The organism is Pantoea sp. EEL5 (genome assembly GCF_049892805.1).
In the GTDB taxonomy this organism is placed as follows: Bacteria; Pseudomonadota; Gammaproteobacteria; order Enterobacterales; family Enterobacteriaceae; genus Pantoea; species Pantoea ananatis.
Window position 1 is genome coordinate 2,335,836 of sequence record NZ_JBNDNJ010000001.1, and the last position, 23,359, is coordinate 2,359,194.

The 23,359-nt window shown below is 56.3% G+C and carries 23 protein-coding genes; 7 read left to right on the forward strand and 16 right to left on the reverse strand.

The window, feature by feature from the left end; genetic code table 11:
• Positions 1–21: 21 nt before the first annotated feature.
• Together bamC and dapA are read right to left on the reverse strand one after the other, a co-directional pair.
• Entirely contained in the window at positions 22–1,053 is a 1,032-nt protein-coding gene (gene bamC / locus ACPXSQ_RS10985; protein ID WP_015699760.1) for an outer membrane protein assembly factor BamC, read from the reverse strand.
• Positions 1,054–1,067: 14 nt separating this feature from the next.
• Complete coding sequence (gene dapA / locus ACPXSQ_RS10990) at positions 1,068–1,946, reverse strand: 4-hydroxy-tetrahydrodipicolinate synthase (protein WP_014594282.1); 879 nt, start codon at positions 1,944–1,946, stop codon at positions 1,068–1,070.
• A gap of 143 nt (positions 1,947–2,089) precedes the next feature.
• On the opposite strand from dapA, the gene ACPXSQ_RS10995 reads away from it, so the two are divergent.
• Together ACPXSQ_RS10995 and bcp are read left to right on the forward strand one after the other, a co-directional pair.
• Positions 2,090–2,671 carry a glycine cleavage system transcriptional repressor gene (locus tag ACPXSQ_RS10995; protein ID WP_089517136.1) on the forward strand — a complete coding sequence of 194 codons (582 nt, stop codon included), beginning with the start codon at positions 2,090–2,092 and terminating at the stop codon, positions 2,669–2,671.
• 142 nt (positions 2,672–2,813) lie between these two features.
• Positions 2,814–3,281, forward strand: a complete 468-nt coding sequence (gene bcp, locus ACPXSQ_RS11000) for a thioredoxin-dependent thiol peroxidase (RefSeq protein ID WP_014605294.1) — start codon at positions 2,814–2,816, stop codon at positions 3,279–3,281.
• 37 nt (positions 3,282–3,318) lie between these two features.
• On the opposite strand, the gene ACPXSQ_RS11005 is transcribed toward bcp, so the two are convergent.
• The 3 genes from ACPXSQ_RS11005 to ACPXSQ_RS11015 all read right to left on the reverse strand — a co-directional run bounded on the left by ACPXSQ_RS11005 (position 3,319) and on the right by ACPXSQ_RS11015 (position 7,998).
• Complete coding sequence (locus ACPXSQ_RS11005; RefSeq protein ID WP_013026686.1) at positions 3,319–4,389, reverse strand: AI-2E family transporter; 1,071 nt, start codon at positions 4,387–4,389, stop codon at positions 3,319–3,321.
• Between the two features lie 242 nt (positions 4,390–4,631).
• Entirely contained in the window at positions 4,632–6,587 is a 1,956-nt protein-coding gene (locus tag ACPXSQ_RS11010; protein WP_014605293.1) for a glycoside hydrolase family 127 protein, read from the reverse strand.
• A gap of 10 nt (positions 6,588–6,597) precedes the next feature.
• A complete protein-coding gene (locus ACPXSQ_RS11015; RefSeq protein WP_426143687.1) occupies positions 6,598–7,998 on the reverse strand; it encodes an MFS transporter in 1,401 nt (466 codons plus the stop codon).
• A 248-nt stretch (positions 7,999–8,246) separates the two neighbouring features.
• On the opposite strand from ACPXSQ_RS11015, the gene ACPXSQ_RS11020 reads away from it, so the two are divergent.
• Positions 8,247–9,065, forward strand: coding sequence for a helix-turn-helix domain-containing protein (locus ACPXSQ_RS11020; protein ID WP_013026690.1), 819 nt, complete (start codon positions 8,247–8,249; stop codon positions 9,063–9,065).
• A 52-nt stretch (positions 9,066–9,117) separates the two neighbouring features.
• On the opposite strand, the gene ACPXSQ_RS11025 is transcribed toward ACPXSQ_RS11020, so the two are convergent.
• The 8 genes from ACPXSQ_RS11025 to ACPXSQ_RS11060 form a co-directional block, all read right to left on the reverse strand.
• On the reverse strand, positions 9,118–10,698 hold the full coding sequence (locus tag ACPXSQ_RS11025) for a sensor domain-containing diguanylate cyclase (protein WP_014594286.1): 1,581 nt from the start codon (positions 10,696–10,698) through the stop codon (positions 9,118–9,120).
• Positions 10,699–10,853: 155 nt separating this feature from the next.
• Complete coding sequence (locus ACPXSQ_RS11030; protein ID WP_013026692.1) at positions 10,854–11,684, reverse strand: phosphodiesterase; 831 nt, start codon at positions 11,682–11,684, stop codon at positions 10,854–10,856.
• An 11-nt stretch (positions 11,685–11,695) separates the two neighbouring features.
• The gene (locus ACPXSQ_RS11035; protein WP_019106065.1) at positions 11,696–12,682 is read right to left on the reverse strand and encodes an ABC transporter ATP-binding protein; all 987 of its coding nucleotides are present in this window, start codon (positions 12,680–12,682) and stop codon (positions 11,696–11,698) included.
• The gene (locus ACPXSQ_RS11040; protein WP_014605291.1) at positions 12,679–13,494 is read right to left on the reverse strand and encodes an ABC transporter permease; all 816 of its coding nucleotides are present in this window, start codon (positions 13,492–13,494) and stop codon (positions 12,679–12,681) included. The genes ACPXSQ_RS11035 and ACPXSQ_RS11040 overlap by 4 nt, the downstream gene beginning before the upstream one ends.
• A complete protein-coding gene (locus tag ACPXSQ_RS11045) occupies positions 13,491–14,372 on the reverse strand; it encodes an ABC transporter permease (RefSeq protein ID WP_013026695.1) in 882 nt (293 codons plus the stop codon). Before ACPXSQ_RS11045 ends, ACPXSQ_RS11040 begins: the two co-directional genes overlap by 4 nt.
• Positions 14,372–15,394: an ABC transporter substrate-binding protein gene (locus tag ACPXSQ_RS11050; protein WP_426143691.1), complete on the reverse strand. Its 1,023-nt coding sequence runs from the start codon at positions 15,392–15,394 to the stop codon at positions 14,372–14,374. Before ACPXSQ_RS11050 ends, ACPXSQ_RS11045 begins: the two co-directional genes overlap by 1 nt.
• The gene (locus tag ACPXSQ_RS11055; RefSeq protein ID WP_105082809.1) at positions 15,378–16,403 is read right to left on the reverse strand and encodes a substrate-binding domain-containing protein; all 1,026 of its coding nucleotides are present in this window, start codon (positions 16,401–16,403) and stop codon (positions 15,378–15,380) included. Before ACPXSQ_RS11055 ends, ACPXSQ_RS11050 begins: the two co-directional genes overlap by 17 nt.
• Positions 16,404–16,508: 105 nt before the next feature.
• Positions 16,509–16,646: a hypothetical protein gene (locus ACPXSQ_RS11060; protein ID WP_155270044.1), complete on the reverse strand. Its 138-nt coding sequence runs from the start codon at positions 16,644–16,646 to the stop codon at positions 16,509–16,511.
• A 109-nt stretch (positions 16,647–16,755) separates the two neighbouring features.
• Here ACPXSQ_RS11060 and ACPXSQ_RS11065 point away from each other — a divergent pair, with 109 nt between their 5' ends.
• Together ACPXSQ_RS11065 and arsC are read left to right on the forward strand one after the other, a co-directional pair.
• Positions 16,756–18,219, forward strand: a complete 1,464-nt coding sequence (locus ACPXSQ_RS11065) for a beta-barrel assembly-enhancing protease (protein ID WP_014594290.1) — start codon at positions 16,756–16,758, stop codon at positions 18,217–18,219.
• A 5-nt stretch (positions 18,220–18,224) separates the two neighbouring features.
• Entirely contained in the window at positions 18,225–18,572 is a 348-nt protein-coding gene (gene arsC / locus ACPXSQ_RS11070; protein WP_426143694.1) for an arsenate reductase (glutaredoxin), read from the forward strand.
• Here arsC and hda read toward each other — a convergent pair.
• The 3 genes from hda to upp all read right to left on the reverse strand — a co-directional run bounded on the left by hda (position 18,569) and on the right by upp (position 21,447).
• Positions 18,569–19,345, reverse strand: a complete 777-nt coding sequence (gene hda, locus ACPXSQ_RS11075; protein WP_014594292.1) for a DnaA inactivator Hda — start codon at positions 19,343–19,345, stop codon at positions 18,569–18,571. The two genes, arsC and hda, sit on opposite strands and share 4 nt — an antisense overlap.
• 32 nt (positions 19,346–19,377) lie before the next feature.
• Positions 19,378–20,661, reverse strand: coding sequence for a uracil permease (gene uraA, locus ACPXSQ_RS11080; RefSeq protein ID WP_013026701.1), 1,284 nt, complete (start codon positions 20,659–20,661; stop codon positions 19,378–19,380).
• Between the two features lie 159 nt (positions 20,662–20,820).
• A complete protein-coding gene (upp, locus tag ACPXSQ_RS11085) occupies positions 20,821–21,447 on the reverse strand; it encodes a uracil phosphoribosyltransferase (protein ID WP_013026702.1) in 627 nt (208 codons plus the stop codon).
• A gap of 229 nt (positions 21,448–21,676) precedes the next feature.
• Here upp and purM point away from each other — a divergent pair, with 229 nt between their 5' ends.
• On the forward strand, positions 21,677–22,717 hold the full coding sequence (purM, locus tag ACPXSQ_RS11090) for a phosphoribosylformylglycinamidine cyclo-ligase (RefSeq protein WP_426143697.1): 1,041 nt from the start codon (positions 21,677–21,679) through the stop codon (positions 22,715–22,717).
• Entirely contained in the window at positions 22,714–23,352 is a 639-nt protein-coding gene (gene purN / locus ACPXSQ_RS11095) for a phosphoribosylglycinamide formyltransferase (RefSeq protein ID WP_014605288.1), read from the forward strand. The genes purM and purN overlap by 4 nt, the downstream gene beginning before the upstream one ends.
• Positions 23,353–23,359: the final 7 nt, after the last annotated feature.

Below are 23,359 nucleotides of genomic sequence, written 5' to 3' on the forward strand. Positions count from 1 at the left end.
TCTCCGGCCTGGGGTAATTTTTTATTTGTTCATTGCGGCCTGGAACACTGCCACGAGCGCGTCGTTTTGCGCCTGCGTCAGCACATGGCCTTTAGGATCAATAAATTGCAGACTGGTACGGTTGTCGAGGTCGCCAACCTGAACCTTGTAATCGCCGTTTGGCAACTCAGGATCTTTGGCGCCCACGCTGTCCCAGGTGCTGCTGCCCGGCGCTTTGTAGGTCACTTTCATGCTGCCGGTTGAGCGCGTGCTGTCGGTAACGTCCATTCCTACACGGCTCATGGCCGCAGGCAGACGCTGCCAGGCAACATTGAACGGCGTGCGTAACACCAGCATAGGCAGGCCGGTGTCGTCGGCACCGCTTTGCACATCAATCGCACCGCTGACGCGGCCGGCGGCAGCGTTTTCATTCGCGGTGGCGATTTTGTCCATTCCTGCGGCGATGTCGTTCAGCATCTGCGCGGTATAACGCTGAATCTGCACTGGCGAGGTCACGCTGTTGCCTTCCTGCTGCAGCTCCAGCAGACGGACGGTCAGGACCTGCTGATAACTCTGCGACTGAACGCTGATTTGGTAACGACCACGGTACTGCTTATCTTCGTCTGCACGGTTCCACTGTACCCAGTCGGTGGTCAGCTGTTGTCCGGCGTCATTACGGGAAGCGATCGGGAAGTTATTAGACTGGACGACACCCACAACCTGCGACCAAATCGATCCGCGGCTGTTATCAAACATCAGCACACCAGTGTTATTACTGAACTGGGCGCGTGAGCCGTTCATCAGAGCCAGAGGCTGGGCTGGTGGACGAATATCCAGCTGCTTGCCAACCGGTGCTTTGCTGGTTGAAGGCGGAATATCGTATTCCCCGTTCTGGACAGGCAGAATCATGCCCGACGGTGCCTTCAGCTCCCGCAGACCACTGGCCTGCAGGTAGGACTCATCACCGCTGACCTGGCGTTTGTAACGCTGATCGTTCGAACAGGCCGACAATAGCATCAGGGTGGAAAGCCCCACCACTGTTGCAATCGTTGACCGCTTTACTGAGTAATTCATTCAAACTCCCTAAATTATCGCAAACCCGCTTTCACCAGCGCCTGCTCCACTTTCGGCTGTGCAACCGCAGTCAGTGGTGTCATTGGCAGACGCAGCGTGTCATTAGCGATTAATCCTAGCTGTTTTGCCGCCCATTTAACCGGGATTGGATTAGGTTCACAGAAAAGCGTCTGGTGCAGGTGCATCAGACGCTGATTGAGACGGCGAGCTTCAACGAAATTACCCTGCTGTGCGAGCCTGCACAGCTCGGCCATTTCGCGTGCTGCTATGTTAGCCGTCACCGAAATGACGCCTTTGCCGCCCAGTTGCATAAAGTCCAGTGCGCTGGCATCGTCGCCGCTCACCAGGATGAACTCATCATTAACCAGCTCTTGGATCTGGCTGACACGGGATAAGTTCCCCGTTGCCTCTTTGATTCCGATAATATTTTTGATTTCGGCGAGGCGGGCAACGGTTTCCGGCAACATATCACAGCCGGTGCGCGAAGGTACGTTATACAGCATTTGTGGCAGGCTGGTACTGTCGGCAATCGCTTTAAAGTGCTGAAACAGGCCTTCCTGCGTGGGGCGGTTATAGTAAGGCGTGACGGTGAGGCAGCCAATAACGCCAGAATTTTCAAAGCGTTTGGTTAGAGAGATGCCTTCAGCGGTGGCATTCGCACCGGTTCCGGCAATCACGGGAATACGCCCATCCGCCAGTTCCAGGGTTTGCAGCACGACATCACCATGTTCGTCATGGCTCAGCGTGGCAGACTCGCCGGTGGTGCCGACGGAAACGATCGCCGCCGTACCGCTGGCGACATGGTAATCAATCAGTTTTCTCAAACTCGCACGGCAGACATTACCTTTGTCATCCATCGGCGTAACGAGTGCAACAATACTTCCCGTAAACATTGGCGATCCCCTCGACAAACAAGTGCTTCATGGTACGTTTTACACTTAGGGAAAAGCAAGCAAGCTCCGCTATTCCCGCGCTTGTCAGCAGTTTTTTTTATGTTTACCTTATGGTTATTAGCAAATGCACAGGGAATCCTATTTTGCAGCAATCTCAACCCCACCACTTGGTGATCACCGCACTGGGTGTTGACCGCCCGGGTATCGTCAATACGATTACCCGTCACGTCAGCAGTTGCGGTTGCAACATCGAAGACAGTCGCCTTGCCATGCTTGGGGATGAATTCACGTTCATTATGCTGCTGTCCGGTAGCTGGAACGCCATTACGCTGATTGAGTCAACGCTGCCGCTTAAAGGCGCAGAGCTGGAGCTGCTCATCGTGATGAAACGCACCCATGCGACCGCCCGCCCTCCGATGCCGGATACGGCGTTTATTCAGGTCGAAGTCGCTGACTCACCGCATATTATTGAGCGCTTTACGGATTTAACGGACAAGCACCTGATGAACATCGCTGAACTGGTGTCACGCATTCAGCCAGCCCAGCACGACAGGCCCGCTACGCTCTATATTCAGATGACGGCGCACAGCCCGACGCGGAGCGATGGTCCGGCCTTTGAACAGGCCTTTAATGAATTATGCCAGGAGCTTAACGCGCAGGGTTCGTTGCGTCTCTACAGCCTGAGCGATGCCGATAATCGTGAACTGGCCGCACCCGGCAGGTAAAGACGAGCGCCCCCGTGACTGTTCTGCTACGTTAAAAGTGCAGTCAGGTGAGGAATACGTCTGAAACAGATAATTTTCCATTTGGCAGTTTCTCGCCTCTTGGTGTATTAACCACAGCATGAACTCAAAATGGAGAGATGTGATGAATCCACTGAAAGCCGGTGATACCGCACCGAAATTTAGCTTGCCCGATCAGGATGGCGAACAAGTAAATTTAGCCGACTTCCAGGGGCAGCGTGTTCTGGTCTATTTCTATCCAAAAGCCATGACGCCGGGTTGTACCGTGCAGGCATGCGGTCTGCGTGACAACATGGATGAACTGAAAAAAGCTGGCGTCGAGGTGCTGGGGATCAGCACGGATAAACCCGAAAAGCTGTCACGTTTTGCAGAAAAAGAGCTGCTTAACTTCACGCTGCTGTCGGACCAGGAGCATCAGGTTTGCGAGCAGTTTGGCGTCTGGGGTGAAAAAACCTTTATGGGGAAAACCTACGACGGCATTCATCGCATCAGTTTCCTGGTGGATGCGAATGGCAAAATCGAAAAGGTGTTCGACGATTTCAAAACGTCAAACCACCACGACATCGTGATGGACTACCTCAAGTCAGCCTGATGTCTTCAGGGCGCGGCATCGTCCGCGCCCTGAACGTTTAGCGACTCAGCGTTTCATCCAGCGGGGCTTCAGGCCACGCGTGCACCACCGCCTTGACCAGGGTGGCGAGCGGAATCGCAAAAAACACGCCCCAGAATCCCCACATTCCGCCAAAGATCACCACTGACAAGATGATCACCAGCGGATGCAGATTGACCGCTTCTGAGAACAAAATCGGCACCAGCACATTGCCGTCCAGTGCCTGAATCACCAGATAGACGGTTAACAGGGTCCAGAACTCGCTATCAAGCCCCCACTGAAACAACCCTACGCCAATAACCGGAATGGTGACCAGCATCGCGCCGATATAGGGGATCAGAACCGAAACCCCCACTAATACGGCCAGCAAAAGCGAGTAGTTAAGGCCGAGGAACATGAAAGCCAGCCAGCTGGCGATCCCGACCACCACCATTTCCAGCACCTTGCCGCGAATGTAATTAGTAATTTGCTGATTCATCTCCTGCCACACTTCCCCTGCCAGCCCGCGATTGCGCGGCAGCACGCGCCGAACGGCGTTCAGCATCTGCTCTTTGTCCTTCAGCAGGAAGAACACCATGAGCGGCACCAGCACGAGATAAATCATCAGGGTCATCAAGCCTACCAGCGAGGCCAGGGAATATTTCACCAGCGAATCGCCTACCCCGCTAAGACGACCGCGCAGGTTTTCAACGATGACGTCAATGATGCCCGCATCGACCAGGGCGGGGAAACGTCGGGGTAAACCCGCCGCATACAGATAGAGCTTGTTCAGCATGTTGGGCAGATCCCGCGTCAGGTTGATGCCCTGCTGCCAGGCGACGGGGGCGACAATCAAGACCAGAACCAGCAGAATCCCGGCAAACAGCACCAACACGATGCTGGTCGCCCAGCTCCGCGTACAGCCAATGCGTTGCAGCCGTACCGTCGGCCATTCAAGCAGGTAAGCGAGAACCAGCGCCACCAGCAAGGGCGCCAGCAACCCACTCAGAAAGAAAAGAATGCAGAATCCCGCCAGCAGAATTACCAGCAGGCCAATCGCCTGCGGATCGCTAAAACGGCGTTTGTACCATTGAATCAATAAAGCCAGCATGCCGTTGGGTCCATAACGTCAAAAAGGGCCATGATTGTACCGGATATTCTGGTGCGGGAAAGATGTGAAAAGCAGTCTGTGGCCTGACAGCTTTCGTTGACCGGGCGATGGCGGGCCTGCACGGCCCTGTTAACGGGAGTTTGAACCTGGCTGAGGCTGTCCACTGGCAGGCGAATCGCCACCGATTCTATTCACAGCGGGCCGAACGCCTTTCCGGCCCGCTGTCGGTCAATGTTCTGGGGTCAGGCTTCGTTTACCCAAATACGCATCTCCCCTTCTCCCCGGTTCGCCCAGCAGAACCAGGGGATAAACGTTAACGTCTGGCTCTGCGGTGCAGCCGGTGCGCGGTCGTAGTTCCACAGCGGCTGTTGCGCTGGCTCGTGGGCGGTCTTTTTCACCCCTTCAGCCTGGATTACTACCTTGTGCGCAAAGACGCCCTTCCCTTCAAAGGTGTTGAACGCCGCAGACGCGGGCAGCCATACATTGTGTAACTGCTCGCCGTTATCGGCCTGCTCCAGGCAGTAGACTATCGGCCCGCGCTGGACAGCTACCTTACCCGCCACATGACGCACGAGCGGATTACCGTACACCCGGCGCACCGGCATCGGAAGCGTTAGCGTGAGCGTGTCGCCCTCCTGCCAAATCCGTTCAATGTACAGGTAGCCTTTGCGGGCGCGATCCGTCACCACCTCACCGTTACAGCTCACCTGCGGCGCCTCGCACCAGTCAGGCAGTCGTAACGCCAGCGTATGTTTTACGGGCTGGGTGACATCCACAGAAATCGTGACCGTTTCCTCCCAGGGAAAGTTACCGCTGATACGGATACCCAACGTGCGATCGCCGACGGGCACATCAACCCGGTTGCCGACGTAGAGATTGATAAAGAGCGCATTCTCGTGCGGCGTATAGATATAGTGACCGAGCGAGGTCAGTAAACGCGCGATGTTCGGTGGGCAACAGGCACAGCCAAACCAGCGCTGGCGCACCGGTTTCACATGATCGTAAAGATGGTTGAAATGCAGGGTTTTCGGCTGCACCTCCAGCGGATTGACGTAGAAGAAATGTTTCCCGTCCAGCGCCATACCGCCCAGTACCGTATTATACAGCGCGCGCTCCATCACATCGGCGTACTGGCTGTCGGCTTCCATTTCCAGCATACGTCTGGCAAACATCATCAGGCCAATGGACGCGCAGCTTTCGGCATATACCGTGTCATTGGGTAAATCATAATCGCTGCTGAACGCCTCACCGCTGCTTTGGGAGCCGATTCCGCCCGTAATATAAAGCTGCCGCTGAGCCATGTTGTGCCACAGCCGCAGGCAGTCCTGACGCTTTCCTTCGTCCTGACTCAGACGCGCGAGGTGCGCTACGCCGGTCATCAGATAAACAAACCGCACCGCGTGGCCCACTGCGTGCTGCTGTTCGGCAAGAGGCTGATGCGCCTGGCTGTAAGCCTTGTCCTTCACCATCCATGCCGGGCCATAGGTATGCCAGTAGGAAGTCTGACCGCGTTTCTCGTACTCAATATCATAGAAGTGAGGCTGGGTGCCGCGCTGCGTGACAAACGTATTCACCAGCGCCAGATAGCGTGGTTGCTGAGTCACTTCATACAACCGCATCAGCGCCAGCTCGATCTCGGGATGGCCAGGATAACCATGCAGCTGATGCTCCTCAGGGCCGAAGACGCTGTCGATATGGTCGGCGAGCCTGCACACCACCTCCAGTAAACGGCGTTTGCCGGTCGCCTGGTAAAATGCCACGCCCGCCTCAATCATGTGCCCGGCGCAGTAAAGCTCGTGGCACTCGGCAAGGTTGGTCCAACGATCTTGCGGCGCTTTCACGGTGAAGTAAGTGTTGAGATAGCCATCCTCGCACTGCGCCGCCGCGATCAGCTCAATCACCTCATCGGCCGTTTTCTCCAGTTCCGCGTCAGGCTTCTGGCAAAGCGACCAGGCCACCGCCTCCAGCCATTTCGCTACATCGCTGTCCTGAAACACCATGCCATAGAATTCCCCGTCCTGCTGGCCAGCCGCGATGCGAAAGTTTTCGATGGCATGGCTGGGATCGGCTTCTTCGATCCGATCGTTAAGCGCCTCCCACTGATAAGGAATCACCACCTCCCGCACCAGTTGTTGATACTTACCGAGAAACGGATCGTGGATAGTCAGCTTATGCAGATCGACTTCATTGACAGACATCTTACTCTCCTCAAGACGGAACATGGCGAATACGCAGGTCGTGGGCGATCTGCGCCATCATCGGGTTAGTGAGCTTGCAGGCGCGGATGGTGAATGCCAGCAACAGGTGGAACAGCGCCGGTAACAGGGTTTCCGTGGCGGTAATACCGTGCAGGGAGGCAGCCGTCTGATTGCCGATCCCCGGCTTATAAGCCACGATGACAAACAGCAGGCTGATAATGACGGCGCTGGAGGCCCAGGCAAGCTTGATAAAGAACAGGTTAAACGCGAAATTCATGCCCGACGAGCGGACACCGTTTTTCCATTCGCCGTAGTCATCAGCAAAGGCCATTAGGGCAAAATGCAGCGGCAGAGTGAACCCGAGGATGATGCCATTACTGAGGATCACCACCAGCCACAATATCTGCCATGACGGCCCGACCGGCAGGAACCACATCATGACTGCGAGTGCGGCCAGCACAAGGTTGGTCCAGTAATACAGCCGGACGGTGTCAATCCGCCTGGAAAGCGGGTTCACGATCACCGATCCTACAATGGAGGCTAACGTCACCATGGTAAAAAACAGCGACGTGAAAGCCGTGCTGCCCTGTAACACATAGGTAATGAAGTACATGTAGCCGCCGCCGCGAATGTTAAACACGTTAATCAGCAAAAAAGACATCACCAGCATCAGCAACAGCTGATCGTTTTTGCGTAGCCCGACCAGATGCTCACGCAGGGTAAATTTGCCCAGGCTGTCCAGCGGTACGCGCTCGCGGACCCAAAAGAAGCAACACAGGAACATCACGACCGCCAGAGCGCACAGGATACCGACGCCAGACTGATAGCCCAGGGCCGCATTCCCCTTACCCAACACCGCGACCAGCCACGGCAGCCCTACCGAAACCAGAAACCCGGCCACCCCGCACAATACAAAGCGCCATGACTGGCAGGCCAGCACTTCTGTGTGGCGGGTGGTCATGGTGTTGATCAGCGCGCAATAGGGCACGTTGATGGCGGTATAGCTCACAGAGAGCAGCAGATAGGTGGCAAACGCCCAAACAATTTTCATGTCCATGCTGACGGCGGGCACGGTGAACGTCAGCGCGCCAATGAGGCCAAGGGGAACGGCCACCCAGAGCTGCCACGGGCGGAAGCGCCCCCAACAGCTATGGGTTCTGTCGGCAATGACGCCCATCACCGGATCGGAGACCGCGTCAAACACGCGCAGCACCATAAACAGGGTGCCGACCAGCGCGGGCGTTAAGCCAAACACATCGGTGTAGAAAAACGTCAGGAAGTTGGTGATCAGGCAGGTGATCACCGTGCCGCCGGCGTCACCCAAGCCGTAACCTATTTTCTCTCGCAGGGACAGCGCACTCTGCGTAGCCGACGGGCTAAGATCGGCCTGAGCGATAGTCGTAGAAGTCATTTAAAATGCCTCATGCAGGACAGAGAGGATTGCCCGCTTTATGCCGGGCTTATTGGTGTTTTAGCGCTTAACCCGATTTATTTTGTCAGGAATCCGTTCACCAACAAGAGCACAAAAAAGTATAAAAACGGGGTAATTCCGACCTGTGAAGCAAAGTGTGAACTGGATCAGGTACATGTCTTTTTTTTAGTTAATAATCAGAGAGAAAGACATCAATTACCTCCGTAGCAGCGGGAAAATGAATAACGATGTTCGAATTATCCATAACGTTTCCGATACAGGTGCAAAATGGCGGGCTGTTTATTTCGCGCGGCGTGGGAACCCATCCTGCACGCAGGCTGACCTCCTGGGAGATCATTTTCGTTGAACGCGGGCAGTTAACGATTCGGGAGGATGGCGAGCTGTTCAGCGTGCAGGCGGGCGAAAGCCTGCTGCTGAGGCCAGGGCATTTGCATGTGGGAGAAGGGATTTTTCCGGCCGATCTGAAATTTTACTGGCTGCATTTTGACTGGCAGAAACAGCCTGAGCAGCATGGCTTACACCAGGCACTGCTCCACCTTCCCCAGCATACTCGCGTTGGCGATCCGGCCTATATCATCGCCCTGTTCCGGCAGTTCCTTAGCGAGCAGGAAAACATTCATCGCAGCGTCGCACTGGAATGTATTTTACTGCTTATACTGCAGCAGCTCGCGGCTCCGGCGCTGCACGAGGATGTTGTCGACAGCCCCGGCGTTGACCTGGCCTGGAAAGCCAATCAGCTTATTCGCACGCAGTATCACCTGGCGCTTTCAACCTCCACGCTGGCGAAAACGCTGCATTGCAATGCCGATTATCTGGGACGTGTTTACCGGCGCGTGTTTCGCCTGACGCTGACGGAAGCCCTTCACCGGCAGCGCGTATTAATGGCAGAAAAGCTGCTGATCGGCGATAAGCTGCCGTTAACCGAGGTAGCGCGTCAGTGTGGGTTCAATGATGTGGGCTATTTCCGTCAGATATTCCGTAAGCATACAGGCTTAACACCTGCCAGCTGGAAGCGACGCTACTGCCGCGAGCATATCAATTCCTGATGGCTCGCCCGGATTGCCGGGCGGGCCAGAAACCGTTAGCGCACAGTCTTGATCAAGAGGCTTTTACGCGTTTGGCAACCACGGTGCAGTTGCGACCGCTGTTCTTAGCCTGATACAGGGCATCGTCAGCCCGCTTCAGGCTGCTTTCCAGCGGCGGCCGCCGGGCATCCCACTCCGCTACGCCGATGGAAATCGTGATATGGCCGACCGCCTCGATAGCGTTATCCGCGATACTGATGCGAATGCGCTCGGCCGTCGCCTCAGCCTCTTTCAGAGGCGTGTTAGGCAACAGCATTAAAAACTCTTCACCACCGTTACGGCAGACCACATCCGACTGCCGGGCGCTCTGTCGTAGCGTCTGCGCCACCTGCCGAATCACCCGATCGCCGACGTCGTGTCCCCAGTTGTCATTGACGCTTTTGAAATGATCGATATCCAGGGCGAGCACGGCAAAAGGCTGGCGCATCGTCTGGTAGTAATCGAGTACCGCGTTAAGCCCGCGGCGGTTGAGTAACAGCGTTAGCGAATCGGTCTGCGCTTCCGAACTCAGGCGACCAATTTTGTCCTGTACCAGCCCAATACCGGTTAACAGCGCCCGTTTAACCTGGGCGGCCTCAAAGTACCATGCCCGAATGCCGCCAATTTCGTAGGTGGCGCTTGAGGCATCAATCTTGCTGGCCTTGCGGGCCAGTTGCCAGAGCGGCATGGCAATCATCCGTGCCAGAATGACCGCCACCAGCAAGGTCAGTAAGGCAAAGGGTACTGAATGCTTCAGAACTTTCAGGAGCAACCCCGACAGCGGTTGCAGCGTGACGTCGACAGGTTTCAACGCCACCACCATCCAGCCCGTCGTGGGAACAATGGCGTAGCCGGCCAGCCGGGTCGGTTTGTCGGGCTCAGTTAAGACCAGCGAGCCGTTATCTTTTTCCTGACGTTCCCGATCGCTCATCAGTGGCGACATGGTTTTGCCCACCATCTGGCGGTTCTGGTGATACAGCACCTGATTATCGCCGTCGAGAACAAATACGCTGGTGCCGTCGCGATAAAACTGTTCACCCAGCAGCGCATTCAGAATACTTTTCTTTTTCAGGTAAATCGTCCCGCCAATATAGCCCAGATAGCGTCCCTGGTTATTCCAGATGGGCCATGAGACAAAAATCAGCAGGTTATTGGCGGCAGAGAGTGTCGGTCTGCTAATCAGCGGTTGCCGGGTCTGCAGCGCTTCGCGGGCCGCATCGCTGGTCAGATGCATCCCGGTTAAGGTCAGCGATTCGGGAGATATTGCGCGCACCGTACCCGTTTCATCCACCACGGCGACCGAGTTAAAACTGTCGGTCTGCTCACGTAGACGGTTCACTTCCGCTTTGAGCAGTGCCTCATTATTGAAATCTTTTCCCAGTAAATTAGCACTGAAGTGCAACTGGGACTGCGCCAGCCGGAAAAAGACTTCGCTGGTGGAGGCCAGTTTGGCAGCGTAAGCGCGGTTGGCTTCCAGGGTGCTGTCGATCAGCACCATGCGTTGCACACGCCAGGTTGCATATAAATTATTGGCAAGCGTGATGACTATGCTGGCAATAACCAGCAGCGCAATAAGCGTGCGTAAGTCCGCCCGGGGACGGAAATTTATGAGCATGGCGGGAACGCCACAGTGCAAAGATTCATTTTGCTGTGCCTGACTCTGTTGTTTTTATCGTGATTGCGGTCCTACAGCGTGTAAGTTTACACGCTGTAGGACAATTTGAGCAGGTTTAAGCGCGGCATTAACCAAAAAGTCAGCCCGTATGGCTTTTAATCGATTAACCCGTTTTGATCATAAAAGGGCCAGGGGCCATCATAGTCTCCAATCGCACACTGATGCGTGGTCATTCCCTGCTGCGGATGCCAGCGATGCAGTAAAAATCCTGCCGGTTCCAGCATGAAGTTTGCCGGGCCATCCGGTTGCAGATCCAGCGCAACCTGATGAGACACGCCGGGGGCAATGCAGGCCAGCGTACCGGCAAAGCGGGTCTGAATCGCGCGGTGTACATGGCCACACAGCACACGTTCGACCTGCGGATGACGACTGACGATCGCCGCCAGCGCAGCAGGGGCGCGTAAACGCTGGCGATCCATATGATCGATACCGCAGACAAAGGGCGGATGATGCAGCATCACCAGCGCGGGGCTGTCCGGTGACGCGGTCAGTGCGGCATCCAGCCAGTCAAGCTGCTGTTCATCAAGCTCGCCCCACGGCTGCTGCGGCACGCTGGAATCGAGCGCCAGTAGCTGAACCCCCTTAACCTCCCGTTGCCAGTTGAGCGTCGGGCCCTGTTGCAGATAGGGATGATCGGGAAACGCCGCCCGTAGCGCCTGGCGATCGTCATGATTTCCCGCCATCAGGTAAAACGGCAACGCCAGGGTGGCCAGCGCCTGCCGCAGCGTCTGATACTCTTCTGCCGTACCAAAATCCACCAGGTCGCCGGTTATGACCACCGCATCGGGCCGGGGCGTCAGGCCATTCAGGGTTGCTATCGCCCGTAACAGGGCATTATACGTATCGACTTTTTTATACGACAGACGACCGTGCGCTTTAATATGCAAGTCGCTGATTTGAGCAATCAGCACAGGTTTAACGGACAAACGTTGACTCCTTAAAGGGTAAATTCGAGTGCGGCCTGCTCAGCCAGCGACCAGCTCACTCGCTGCCCGGCGTGCCAGGTTTCCCGTGCGTGACGTTCAACCTGAATCGGCTTGTCCAGCCCGATATCAATCATCAGGCGTTGAGACGCGCCGAGAAAGGTGCTGGCAACAATGCAGCCGTGCTGCGCATAGCGGCCTTCGTCTGCCAGCAGCACATCCTCTGGTCGACAAAAACGCACCGGATGGCCTTGATCGTCACGTGCGATGCAGTTAATCGCGCCAACGAAATCCGCCACAAAACGCGAGGCCGGACGCTGATAGATGGCCTGTGGCGTATCGATCTGCACCAGGCGCCCCTGCTCCATGACGGCGATACGATCGCCAAGCGCCATAGCTTCCTGCTGATCGTGAGTGACATACACAGCGGTGATAGCCAGCTTTTTTAACAGGCCCCCGATTTCCAGACGCAGACGCTCACGCAGTTTGGCATCCAGCGCCGCCAGCGGTTCGTCAAACAGCAGCACTTTAGGCCGTGCCGCCAGCGCTCTTGCCAGCGCCACGCGCTGTTTCTGCCCGCCGGAGAGCTTGTCGATATGACGATGTGCCAGTGACGTGAGATCGACCAGTTCCAGCATCTCGTTGACCCGGGCCTCACGCTCGTGGCGCGGAATGCCCTGCACTTTCAGCCCATAGGCTACGTTCTGCGCCACGTTAAGCGTGGGAAACAGGGCGTAGTTTTGAAACACCATTCCTACGTTACGCTTCTCAATAGGCAGGTCGGTCACGTTGCGATCGTCAAACCAGACTTCACCCGGCGCGTCAGTGCTCTCCAGCCCGCTGATAATGCGCAACGTTGTCGTTTTGCCACAGCCGGACGGGCCCAGCAGAACCAGGGTTTCCCCTGCGCGTACGCTAAGATCCAGTGGGTGCAGCGCCTGATGGTGATGAAAGCGACGCGCACAGCCGCGTAGCGTGACGTTAACCGCATCAACAATCATGCTTTTTCCTCCCTTGGTTGTTGGCGAGACTGGCGTTCAAGCCAGTGATTACAGGCGTTGAGCATCAACAGCAGCGGTAGAATCATTAAAATAAAGATCAGGGTATAAGCAGAACCGACTTCCAGCCGCATCGAGGCGTAGCTGTCGGCCAGGCCCACTGGCAGGGTTTTGGTCAGTGGCGTATGCAACATCCAGGTGATATTAAATTCGCCTACCGATAACGTAATTACCATAAAGGCCCCGGCGAGAATGCCGTTGCGGCAGTTGGGAACCACCACGGTGAAAAAGCGACGCCAGAAGCCGGCCCCGAGGCTGGCGGCAGCCTCCTCCAGTCGGGGCAGCTGTATCGCCTGCATCACCGCCAGTACCGGGCGGATCATAAACGGCAGCGTAAAAAGGACGTGACCAATCAGGATAAACACCCAGCTGTCACGCAGGCTGCTGAACTGGCCATACAGCAGGATAATGCCCAGTGCGGTGGCCAGGCCCGGAAGCGCCACCGGCAACATCAGGCACTCTTCAATGCGCGATGCCCAGCGAGAGGGCGATTTCAGTAAGCCCCAGGCGGCCGGTACGCCGATCGCCACGGTGACGATCAAGCAGCTGACGGCAATGAGCAACGACAGCCAAAAGGTGTCGCTGTACATCTCCCAAACCTGCGCCACCCATTTCAGCGTCAGTCCGCTGCGCAGGCCAACAAAATAGTTCTGCGTCACGCCCGCCAGCATAGACAGGATCACCGGCACAATCATGAACAGTGCAGTCAGTGTGGTGATCGCGACCTGCAGGTAAAACAGCCCACGGCGCTTCATGATGACGGCTCCTGTTTTGACTGGGTGAGTACGCGCGCCAGCATTAAGCCAGCCCAGGCGACAGCGCCCATGACCACCGATAACGCCGCCGCCGTGGCGAAGTTAGCGTAGTTGGTGAATTCGCCATAAATGGTCAGCGGCAGCACACTCAGGTCAGTTCCCAGGGTAAACGCGGTGCCAAATGCGCCCATACTGGTGGCAAAGCACAGCGCACCGCTGGAGAGCAGTGCCGGTTTAAGTCCCGGCACGATCACATCCCAGATAATGCGCCACTGGCTGGCGCCTAACGAACGGGCGGCCTCTTCCAGCGAGCGATCCAGTTTTTCACTCGCGGCCACCAACGTCACAATGGCGCGCGGCAGCGAAAAGTAGAGATAACCAATAAACAGCCCGGTGAGTGAGTAGGCCAGCGTCCAGCGCTCATCAAACAGGCGCAGGCTGATCTGCGCCAGCACGCCCTGTCGTCCTGCCAGCATCACCACTAAAAACCCCACCACCACGCCGGGAAACGCCAGAGGAAAGGTCAGCAGTGCCAGCAGAGTGCCGCGTCCGGTGAAACGCTGGCGAGCGAGGAAGCACCCTACGACGGTGGCGATGACCAACGTCAGTAGCGTTACCGTCAGCGACAGCAGCACGGTATTCACCAGGCTTTGCAGATACTGTGGCTGGGTAATTACCGTCCAGTAGCCACTGTGATGTGTGCTGCGATCCGGCGTCATGCCCATCTGTAATAATCGGGCAAAAGGTAACAGCCAGAACGCGGCAAAAAACAGTAAGGCTGGCAGCAGCATCCATGGCCAGTTTGCCCCCTGCTCGCGTCGGCGTGACCGGTGGCGCGTTGCCACCGGTAAATCGCTGCGGGCGTCAGACGCTGCCATTACCGAATCTCACTCAGATAGCGGGCAGAGAAGGCTTTCTGTGCATCGGCCATCTGCTGATAGTCCACGGTATGCGCGCGCGCATAATCACTGTCTGGCAGGAAGCGCTTTTTGGCCTCGGCAGACATGGCTGAAGGCCGTACCGGGCGCAGATAGGCATTGGCCCAGATGGCCTGGCCTTTATCCGACAGCACGTAGTCCATGACTTTTTTGCCGTTAGCGGCGTGCGGGGCGTTTTTCACCAGGCTGATGACATAAGGCACCGTGACCGTCCCTTCCTTCGGGATCACAAACACCACATTGGCATGATCTTTATATTTGGCGCGATAAGCGTTGAAGTCGTAATCCAGCAGAATGGGGATCTCGCCGGAGATCACCCGAGCATAGGCCGTCTGTTTCGGCACGACAGGCTTGTTCGCCTGCAACTTTTTAAACCAGGTCAGCGCGGGAGTGAAGTCCTGCATACTGCCGCCTTTGGCCTGATTCACCGCCACGGCGGCCACGTAACCCACAAACGCACTGGCCGGATCGAGATAGCCCACCATCCCTTTGTATTCTGGCTTCAGCAGATCGTCCCAGGATGTTGGAATGGGTGCACCGCCCAGCGCATCTACGTTGACCATAAAGCCCATCGTGCCGGAATGCAGCGCAACCCATTTCCCTTCCGGATCTTTCATGCCTGCCGGCACCTGATCCCAGTTGGCCGGCTTATAGTCAGCAATCACGCCTGCCTGAGCCGCCTGGATACCAAAGCTGACGCCGTAATACACCACGTCGGCAACGGGATTATCTTTCTCGGCGACCAGTTGAGCCAGCGCCTGCCCGGAGTTCTTGTTGTCCTGCGGCACCACAATGCCGGTATCTTTTTTGATGGCCTGAAGCTCGGTCGCCCAGTCTGCCCATTCAGGTGGACAGTTGTAGCAGATAGCATTCTCAGCAGCCTGCACCAGCTGGCTGGAAAATGCACAGGCGGTGAAGAGCGCCGCCCTGGCAAGCACGGTGATTTTATTGTGTGTAGACATGATGGTTCCCTGATGTTGACGAATGAAAGACTGCAGCGATGCTCTCGCCTGAACGCAACCAGTGGTCCAGCAGGCACGAGTCATCATGAGAGGGTTGAAGAAGCATATCGATGGCACAGGCACCTAACCGATCGCTGGGCTGTACCACGCTGGCCAGCGAGGGTGAAAGCTGTTCGCCTATAGCAATGCCGTCAAACCCCATGACCGACAGCTGGTGCGGGACCTGAATGCCGGCACGGGCGGCCGCGCCCAGCAGGCTGATCGCCAGGAGATCGTTACTGCAGATGACGGCGGTCAGTGGGGCCGGGCTGTTGATCAGCGGTAAAAGGGGCTCGAATCTGGATTGGGTATGGCTGGGCATATCAATTAGTGCCCTCGGGACAAATCCTGCCTGCTGCATCGCATCGCAATAGCCAAGATAGCGCTGACGGGCACGATCCGACTGCAGCATCGGTCCCGCCGCCATCACGATATGCTGATGACCCAGTGCAATAAGGTGCGCCGTGGCTTCGGCCATTGCGCGGCGGTTATCGACATAGACACAGCGCCAGTTTTGCTGTTGCGGCACGTTATGCGCCAGAACAAAGGGCATTCGCGCCTCTGCCAGCGGGGCTAATACGGTGCTGCTGTCCGCGTCGGAGACGGTCAGCACCATGCCCGCGACGCGCTGGCGCAGCATATGTTCAATCATGGCGGCTTCACGCTCTGGCTGGTAATCGGTCGTGGCGACCAGCAGGCCATAGCCCGCCAGACGTGCCTGTTGCTCCATAGCCTGAAGCTGCAAGGCAAACACCGGGTTACTGAGCGAAGGCAGCAAAACGCCCAGCGTCGTGGAGCTTTGCGTACGGAGCTGGCGCGCAATGTGGTTAGGTCTGAACCCCAACTGCTCCGAGGCCTCCAGCACTTTTTTCAGCGTGCCGGGCTTAAGCAGATGGGGATCGGAAAAGGCACGCGCCGCGGTTGCTCGCGAAACGCCGGCCAGAACCGCCACGCTGATTAAATCACTCATTTCCCCCCCGGTTAATCGATAATGAGATCGATCTCATTGGCGCTTAACCTAACGGGGTTGTGTGACATCAACATCACGGGAAGATGACATTGCGGTGACAGCGGTTCACCACGTCGTCAATGCGCTGGCAGCACGACGAATGCCTTTTTCTGACTGCTGATACAGGGCGGTTGGGTTTAGCAAGCACCCGATAAGCCCGGAAGGGGCAATGCGTCGATCCCGGCTGCCATAACGCCATTTCATTCTTCCCTGGCTGTGGTTAAGATACGAAGACCGTAGCGCTGTTGATGAAAAAACAGAACATTTCCGCTGCTTACCTGTCAAAATCAGGGATTCATTACAGGATTAAGGCATGTTGAACCGGTTTAAAAAGACGCTGCTTGCTGCGCTACTCCCTGCACTGATGTTATCCGGCCCGTTGACCGCCCGTGCGGATATCAGTGATTCGCTGCCGGATATGGGGACCACGGCAGGATCGACCCTGTCGATTAATCAGGAGCTACAGATGGGCGACTTCTACGTCCGCCAGCTCCGCGCCAGTGCCCCGCTGATTAACGATCCTTTGCTGAATCAGTACATCAACCAACTTGGGCAGCGGCTGGTTTCGCATGCGGACGCCGTTAAAACGCCCTTCCACTTTTTCCTGATTCAGAACGATGAGCTCAACGCCTTCGCCTTCTTTGGTGGCAACGTGGTGTTGCATGCGGCCCTGTTCCGTTTTACGGATAACGAAAGCCAGCTGGCCTCAGTCATGGCCCATGAAATCTCCCACGTCACGCAGCGCCATCTGGCGCGGGCAATGGAAGATCAAAAACGTAATGCACCGCTCACCTGGGTGGGCGCGCTGGGTTCAATTTTACTGGCGATGGCCAGCCCACAAATGGGCATGGCCGCATTGACCGGTACGCTGGCCGGCACCCAACAGGGGATTATCAGCTTTACCCAAAATAATGAACAGGAAGCCGATCGCATCGGTATTCAGGTGTTACAACGCGCCGGTTTTGACCCGCAAGCCATGCCCAACTTCCTGCAAAAACTGGCCGATCAGAGCCGCTTTTCTTCGAAGCCTCCGGAAATCCTGTTAACCCATCCCCTGCCTGACAGCCGTCTTGCCGATGCGCGCAACCGTGCGAACCAGATGCGTCCGGTGGTGGTGCAGTCGTCTCAAGACTTTTATCTGGCCAAGGTGCGGTCCTTAGGCATGTATTCGACTGGCCGTAACCAGTTAACGGACGAACTGCTTACGCAATATGCTAACGGTAATTCCCGCGAACAGCTGGCCTCGCAGTACGGTAAAGCCGTGCAGTTCCTGCAGGCTAAAAGCTTTGGTGAGGCGAAAAGGATCGTGGCACCGTTACTGGCGAAACAACCTGAAAATGTCTGGCTGCTGGACCTGATGACTGACATTGATATCGGCCTGAATCAGCCGCAGCAGGCGATAGCGATGCTGACCGCGACCCAGGCCTCAAAAACCAGCCCGGTCGTCCAGTTGAACCTCGCTAATGCCTATGTGGAAGCGAAACAGCCGGCGAACGCCAGCCGCATTCTCAACCGCTATACCTGGACCCATAAAGACGATACCAACGGATGGGATCTGCTGGCCCAGGCTTCCGCGCAGCAGGGGCTGACAGATGAGGAGCTCTTTGCCCGCGCCGAAAGTCTGGCGCTGAGTGGCCAGCTGGATCAGGCCATTAGCGCCCTAAGCCGGGCCAGTTCACTGGTGCCGCTCGGCAGCCTGAAACAGGCCCGTTACGATGCCCGCATCGACCAGCTACGCCAGCTCCAGCAACGCTTTAAGCAGTATCAACGAGGATAAACAGTATGGTGACCTTTTATCATAATCCGCGCTGCAGCAAGAGCCGGGAAACCCTGGCGCTGCTAGCAGAGCGCGGCATCGCCCCGGAGATCGTGCACTATCTGGACATGCCGCCGGATCGCCAGACGTTACAGATCCTGCTGCAAAAGCTGGATATGCAAAGTGCCCGTGAGTTAATGCGTCGTAAGGATCCTCTTTATGCGGCGCTGGGGCTGGATCGGCCTGACATCGGGGAAAGCGCGTTGCTGGACGCGCTGCTGGAAAATCCCAAACTGATTGAGCGACCGATTGTGATCAACGGCGATCGCGCTCGCCTGGGACGTCCGCCAGAAGCGGTACTGGAAATCCTTTAGAGGCCAAGGGTTTCTTTTACGAAGGGAATCGTCAGCTTACGCTGGGCGCTAATGGATGCGCTGTCGAGACGATCCAACGTATCAAACAGCGTGCGCATTTCTCGGTCAAGGCGCTTTAGCAAAAAGCGCCCGACGTCTTCAGGCAGTTCAAATCCCCGCAGTCCGGCGCGCAGCTGTAAAGCCTGCAGTTTATCCTCATCGGAGAGCGGCTGTAGACGATAAATCTGCCCCCAGTCGAGGCGCGATGCCAGATCGGGCAGATGCAGATTGAGCTGACGCGGAGGACGATCGCCGGTAATAAACAACCGGGTATTGCCGGTTTCCAGAATGCGGTTATAAAGATCGAAAATCGCCATTTCCCAGGCCTCTTCTCCCGCAATGCACTGAATATTATCGATGCAAACCAGCGGCAGTTGCTCCATGCCTTCCAGCACGTCCGGGACAAACCAGGTGCGTTTATCGAGCGGCACATAGCCCACGGCTTCGCCGCGTGCAGACATTTCAGCGCAGGCGGCATGCAGCAGATGGCTGCGACCGCCCCCTTCACGAGACCAGAAATAAAGATAGCTGCCATGTTGCTGGCTAAGCGCACCCTTAATCGCGGCAATAAGCGAGGGGTTTTCACCCGGCCAGAAGCTGGCGAAGGTTTCGTCGTCAGGTAAATAGAGTGGCAATGACAATTGTGCCGGCGTGTTCAGAAGCACCTCAGCAAGAGAACAAGCAAAAATCGGGGCAAGTCTATCATAGTTTTCGGCCAGAGATGAATCGGGCATCCCTGCCCGACTTTTGACCGCTGACGGTGGGATTACGACTCGCGGTTGTCTTCCGCATCCAGAATCACTTCTTCTGGACGCAGGAGGGAAATGACGCGAAAAATTAAGGCCAGCGCAACGCCGACCAGCGTGGCCAGCGCCATGCCTTTCAGCTCGGCAGCCCCGATATGCACTTTCGCCCCGCTGACGCCAATAATCAGGATAACGGAGGTCAGAATCAGGTTTTGCGCTTTGTTGTAATCCACTTTGGACTCAATCAGGACACGGATACCTGACGCGCCGATAACGCCATACAGCAGCAGGGATACGCCGCCCATCACCGGCACCGGAATCGCCTGAATAGCGGCCGCCAGTTTGCCGACGCAGGAGAGTAAAATCGCGAAAATGGCCGCGCCGCCAATCACCCAGGTACTGTAAACGCGGGTAATCGCCATGACGCCAATGTTTTCGCCGTATGTCGTGTTCGGGGTTGATCCAAAGAACCCGGAAATGACCGTCGATAAGCCATTGGCGAACATGGAACGATGCAGTCCGGGATCGCGCACCAGATCTCTTTTAACGATATTCGCCGTCACGACCAGATGGCCCACATGCTCGGCAATGACCACCAGAGCGGCGGGCAGAATGGTCAACATGGCAATCCATTCAAAGCGCGGCGTATAAAACGTCGGCAAGGCAAACCAGTGCGCCTGTTCAACACCGCTCCAGTCCACGATGCCCATGAAGGCGGAAAGCGCGTAACCGGCCAGCACACCGATCAGGATAGGAATGATCGCCATAAATCCACGGAACAAAACCGATCCAAAAACGGTAACCGCCAGGGTCACCAGCGAAATCAACACGGTTGTGCCGTTTGGCGACTGGCCTTCGGCTGGAAGCAGCCCCGCCATATTCGCGGCCACGCCAGCCAGTTCCAGACCAATGACGGCGACGATGGCCCCCATTGCTGCTGGCGGAAACATCACGTCCAGCCAGCCTGTTCCGGCTTTTTTAACGATCAGCGCGACAAGGCAGAACAACACGCCACACAGAATAAAACCGCCCAGCGCCACTTCATAACCCAGCGGCAGCAGGAGCAACACGGGTGAAATAAAGGCAAAGCTGGAACCCAGATAGGCGGGGATTTTTCCCTTACAAATAAACAGGTACAGCAGCGTGCCGATACCGTTAAACAGCAATACCGTTGCCGGATTGATGTGGAACAGAATTGGCACTAACACGGTGGCGCCAAACATGGCGAACAGATGCTGCAGGCTGAGCGGAATCGTTTGCAGTAATGGCGGCCGTTCGCTAACGCCGATAGCGCGACGAGTCATTAAAAGTCCCCTTGAGTGAGTGGTCTGTTTTCAGGCAAAAAAAAGCCGACTCTCTGGTCGGCTGGTTCATTTCTTTATGTGTTACAACAGAAAAAAGCGGCTCGGCCTGCTGCTGCAGGCTGAAAACAGCGTGATGCATGGCGCCGCGGATTTTCGTCATTACTTGGTGCCGAAGATTTTATCACCGGCATCACCCAGGCCTGGGATGATATAACCCTTGTCGTTAAGCCCCTGATCCACAGAAGCGGTGTAAAGCTCCACATCCGGATGCGCTTTTTCCAGCGCGGCAATCCCTTCAGGTGCCGCAACCAGCACCAGCACTTTGATACTGCTGCAGCCCGCTTTCTTTAACAGGTCTATCGTGGCAATCATTGAGCCGCCCGTGGCCAGCATGGGGTCAACCACCAGTGCCAGGCGCTCTTCGATATTCGAAACCAGTTTCTGGAAGTAAGGCACGGGCTCCAGCGTTTCTTCATCACGGTAGACGCCAACAACGCTGATGCGCGCGCTGGGTACGTGCTCCAGTACGCCTTCCATCATGCCCAGACCGGCACGCAGAATAGGCACGACGGTGATTTTTTTACCTTTGATTTGATCAACCTGAACCGGGCCATTCCAGCCCTCAATGGTGACCTTTTCGGTTTCCAGATCGGCGGTCGCTTCATACGTCAGCAGACTGCCGACTTCAGAGGCCAGCTCGCGGAAACGCTTTGTACTGATATCATGCTCACGCATCAGTCCCAGTTTATGTTTGACCAGCGGGTGTTTGACTTCCACGATCTTCATTGTTGTTCTCCCGGAGTGAGTTGAGCTAAAAAAAATCGCGGGATTATACCGCCTTTTCGCCGCAGTGCCACATGTGCTTGCGCAATCAGAGGCATTTTGTCATGGCAAAGTAAGGATTGATGAAAATCGCCGGGGACGCAATCTGAGACTCGCAAACGTTTGCCTGCGCTGGTAGAATTGCCGCGCTTTATATTAAACCACCAACCGCAACTCGCGTGGGGACCTCGCAGTGACCGACAAGACCTCTCTCAGTTACAAAGACGCCGGTGTTGATATTGATGCTGGTAACGCTCTGGTTGACCGTATTAAAGGCGTAGTGAAAAAGACGCGTCGCCCGGAAGTCATGGGTGGACTAGGCGGCTTCGGTGCGCTTTGTGCGCTGCCGCAAAAATACCGTGAACCCGTGCTGGTCTCCGGCACCGACGGCGTAGGTACTAAACTGCGTCTGGCGATGGATCTTAAGCGCCACGATGCCATCGGCATTGATCTGGTCGCGATGTGTGTCAACGATCTGGTGGTACAAGGCGCTGAACCGCTCTTCTTCCTGGATTACTACGCCACTGGCAAACTGGATGTGGATACCGCGTCGGCGGTCATCACCGGTATCGCCGAGGGTTGCCTGCAGTCAGGCTGTGCACTGGTGGGCGGCGAAACGGCCGAAATGCCGGGCATGTATCATGGCGAAGACTACGACGTGGCCGGCTTCTGCGTTGGCGTCGTTGAGAAATCAGAAATCATTGACGGCAGCAAAGTGCAGGACGGCGATGTCCTGATCGCATTAGGCTCCAGCGGCCCGCACTCCAATGGTTATTCTCTGGTGCGCAAAATTCTGGAAGTCAGTGGGACCGATCCGCAGGTTGAGCAGCTCGAAGGCAAACCGCTGGCCGATCATTTGCTGGAACCTACCCGCATTTATGTCAAAAACATTCTGAGCCTGATCGAACAGGTCGATGTGCACGCTATCGCGCATCTCACCGGCGGCGGCTTCTGGGAAAACATTCCACGCGTGCTGCCCGATAACACCCAGGCCGTGATTGACGAAAAAAGCTGGGAATGGCCGGCTGTGTTTAGCTGGATGCAGCAGGCTGGTAACGTCAGCCGTCACGAAATGTACCGTACGTTCAACTGTGGCGTGGGTATGCTGATTGCCCTGAGCCCTGCCGACGCGGATAAAGCCGTTGAACTAATGCGCGCCGCCAGTGAAAATGCCTGGAAAATCGGCGTGATTAAGGCATCAGAAGCGGAAGAGCGTGTGGTCATCACGTCATGAAAAAGCTGGTTGTGCTGATCTCCGGCAACGGAAGTAATCTTCAGTCCATCCTTGACGCCTGTGCAAACGGGCGTATTCACGGCAGCGTCGCTGCCGTGTTCAGTAATAAAGCCTCCGCCTATGGCTTAGTCCGCGCAGAGCGGGCAGGCATTCCGGCTATTGCCCTGGACGCCCGTGACTTTAGCGACCGTGAAAGTTTTGATCGCCAGCTTATGCGTGAGATCGACGCCTGTGCGCCGGATGTTGTGGTGCTGGCAGGATATATGCGCATTTTAAGCCCGGGTTTTGTGGCGCATTATCGCGACCGACTGCTGAATATTCACCCGTCGCTCCTGCCCAAATATCCCGGACTGCATACTCACCGCCAGGCCCTGGAAAATGGCGATGCGGAGCATGGCACGTCAGTGCATTTCGTAACGGATGAACTGGACGGTGGTCCGGTGATTCTGCAGGCCAAGGTGCCCGTTTTTGCCGAAGACAGCGAAGCGGACATTACCGAGCGCGTGCAACATCAGGAACATGCCATCTATCCGCTGGTGATTAACTGGTTTGTTGAAGGCCGCCTGGCCATGCGTGAGGGAAAGGCCTGGCTGGATGGTAAGCCGTTACCGCTTCAGGGCTACGCCCACGAGTAACAGGCAG

Excerpts from the sequence above, each read along its gene's own strand:
- bamC (WP_015699760.1), bottom strand. The coding sequence starts at position 1,053 with ATGAATTACTCAGTAAAGCGGTCAACGATTGCAACAGTGGTGGGGCTT.
- dapA (WP_014594282.1), bottom strand. The coding sequence starts at position 1,946 with ATGTTTACGGGAAGTATTGTTGCACTCGTTACGCCGATGGATGACAAA.
- bcp (WP_014605294.1), top strand. The coding sequence starts at position 2,814 with ATGAATCCACTGAAAGCCGGTGATACCGCACCGAAATTTAGCTTGCCC.
- ACPXSQ_RS11005 (WP_013026686.1), bottom strand. The coding sequence starts at position 4,389 with ATGCTGGCTTTATTGATTCAATGGTACAAACGCCGTTTTAGCGATCCG.
- ACPXSQ_RS11010 (WP_014605293.1), bottom strand. The coding sequence starts at position 6,587 with ATGTCTGTCAATGAAGTCGATCTGCATAAGCTGACTATCCACGATCCG.
- ACPXSQ_RS11015 (WP_426143687.1), bottom strand. The coding sequence starts at position 7,998 with ATGACTTCTACGACTATCGCTCAGGCCGATCTTAGCCCGTCGGCTACG.
- ACPXSQ_RS11020 (WP_013026690.1), top strand. The coding sequence starts at position 8,247 with ATGTTCGAATTATCCATAACGTTTCCGATACAGGTGCAAAATGGCGGG.
- ACPXSQ_RS11025 (WP_014594286.1), bottom strand. The coding sequence starts at position 10,698 with ATGCTCATAAATTTCCGTCCCCGGGCGGACTTACGCACGCTTATTGCG.
- ACPXSQ_RS11035 (WP_019106065.1), bottom strand. The coding sequence starts at position 12,682 with ATGATTGTTGATGCGGTTAACGTCACGCTACGCGGCTGTGCGCGTCGC.
- ACPXSQ_RS11040 (WP_014605291.1), bottom strand. The coding sequence starts at position 13,494 with ATGAAGCGCCGTGGGCTGTTTTACCTGCAGGTCGCGATCACCACACTG.
- ACPXSQ_RS11045 (WP_013026695.1), bottom strand. The coding sequence starts at position 14,372 with ATGGCAGCGTCTGACGCCCGCAGCGATTTACCGGTGGCAACGCGCCAC.
- ACPXSQ_RS11050 (WP_426143691.1), bottom strand. The coding sequence starts at position 15,394 with ATGTCTACACACAATAAAATCACCGTGCTTGCCAGGGCGGCGCTCTTC.
- ACPXSQ_RS11055 (WP_105082809.1), bottom strand. The coding sequence starts at position 16,403 with ATGAGTGATTTAATCAGCGTGGCGGTTCTGGCCGGCGTTTCGCGAGCA.
- ACPXSQ_RS11060 (WP_155270044.1), bottom strand. The coding sequence starts at position 16,646 with ATGAAATGGCGTTATGGCAGCCGGGATCGACGCATTGCCCCTTCCGGG.
- ACPXSQ_RS11065 (WP_014594290.1), top strand. The coding sequence starts at position 16,756 with ATGTTGAACCGGTTTAAAAAGACGCTGCTTGCTGCGCTACTCCCTGCA.
- arsC (WP_426143694.1), top strand. The coding sequence starts at position 18,225 with ATGGTGACCTTTTATCATAATCCGCGCTGCAGCAAGAGCCGGGAAACC.
- hda (WP_014594292.1), bottom strand. The coding sequence starts at position 19,345 with ATGCCCGATTCATCTCTGGCCGAAAACTATGATAGACTTGCCCCGATT.
- uraA (WP_013026701.1), bottom strand. The coding sequence starts at position 20,661 with ATGACTCGTCGCGCTATCGGCGTTAGCGAACGGCCGCCATTACTGCAA.
- upp (WP_013026702.1), bottom strand. The coding sequence starts at position 21,447 with ATGAAGATCGTGGAAGTCAAACACCCGCTGGTCAAACATAAACTGGGA.
- purN (WP_014605288.1), top strand. The coding sequence starts at position 22,714 with ATGAAAAAGCTGGTTGTGCTGATCTCCGGCAACGGAAGTAATCTTCAG.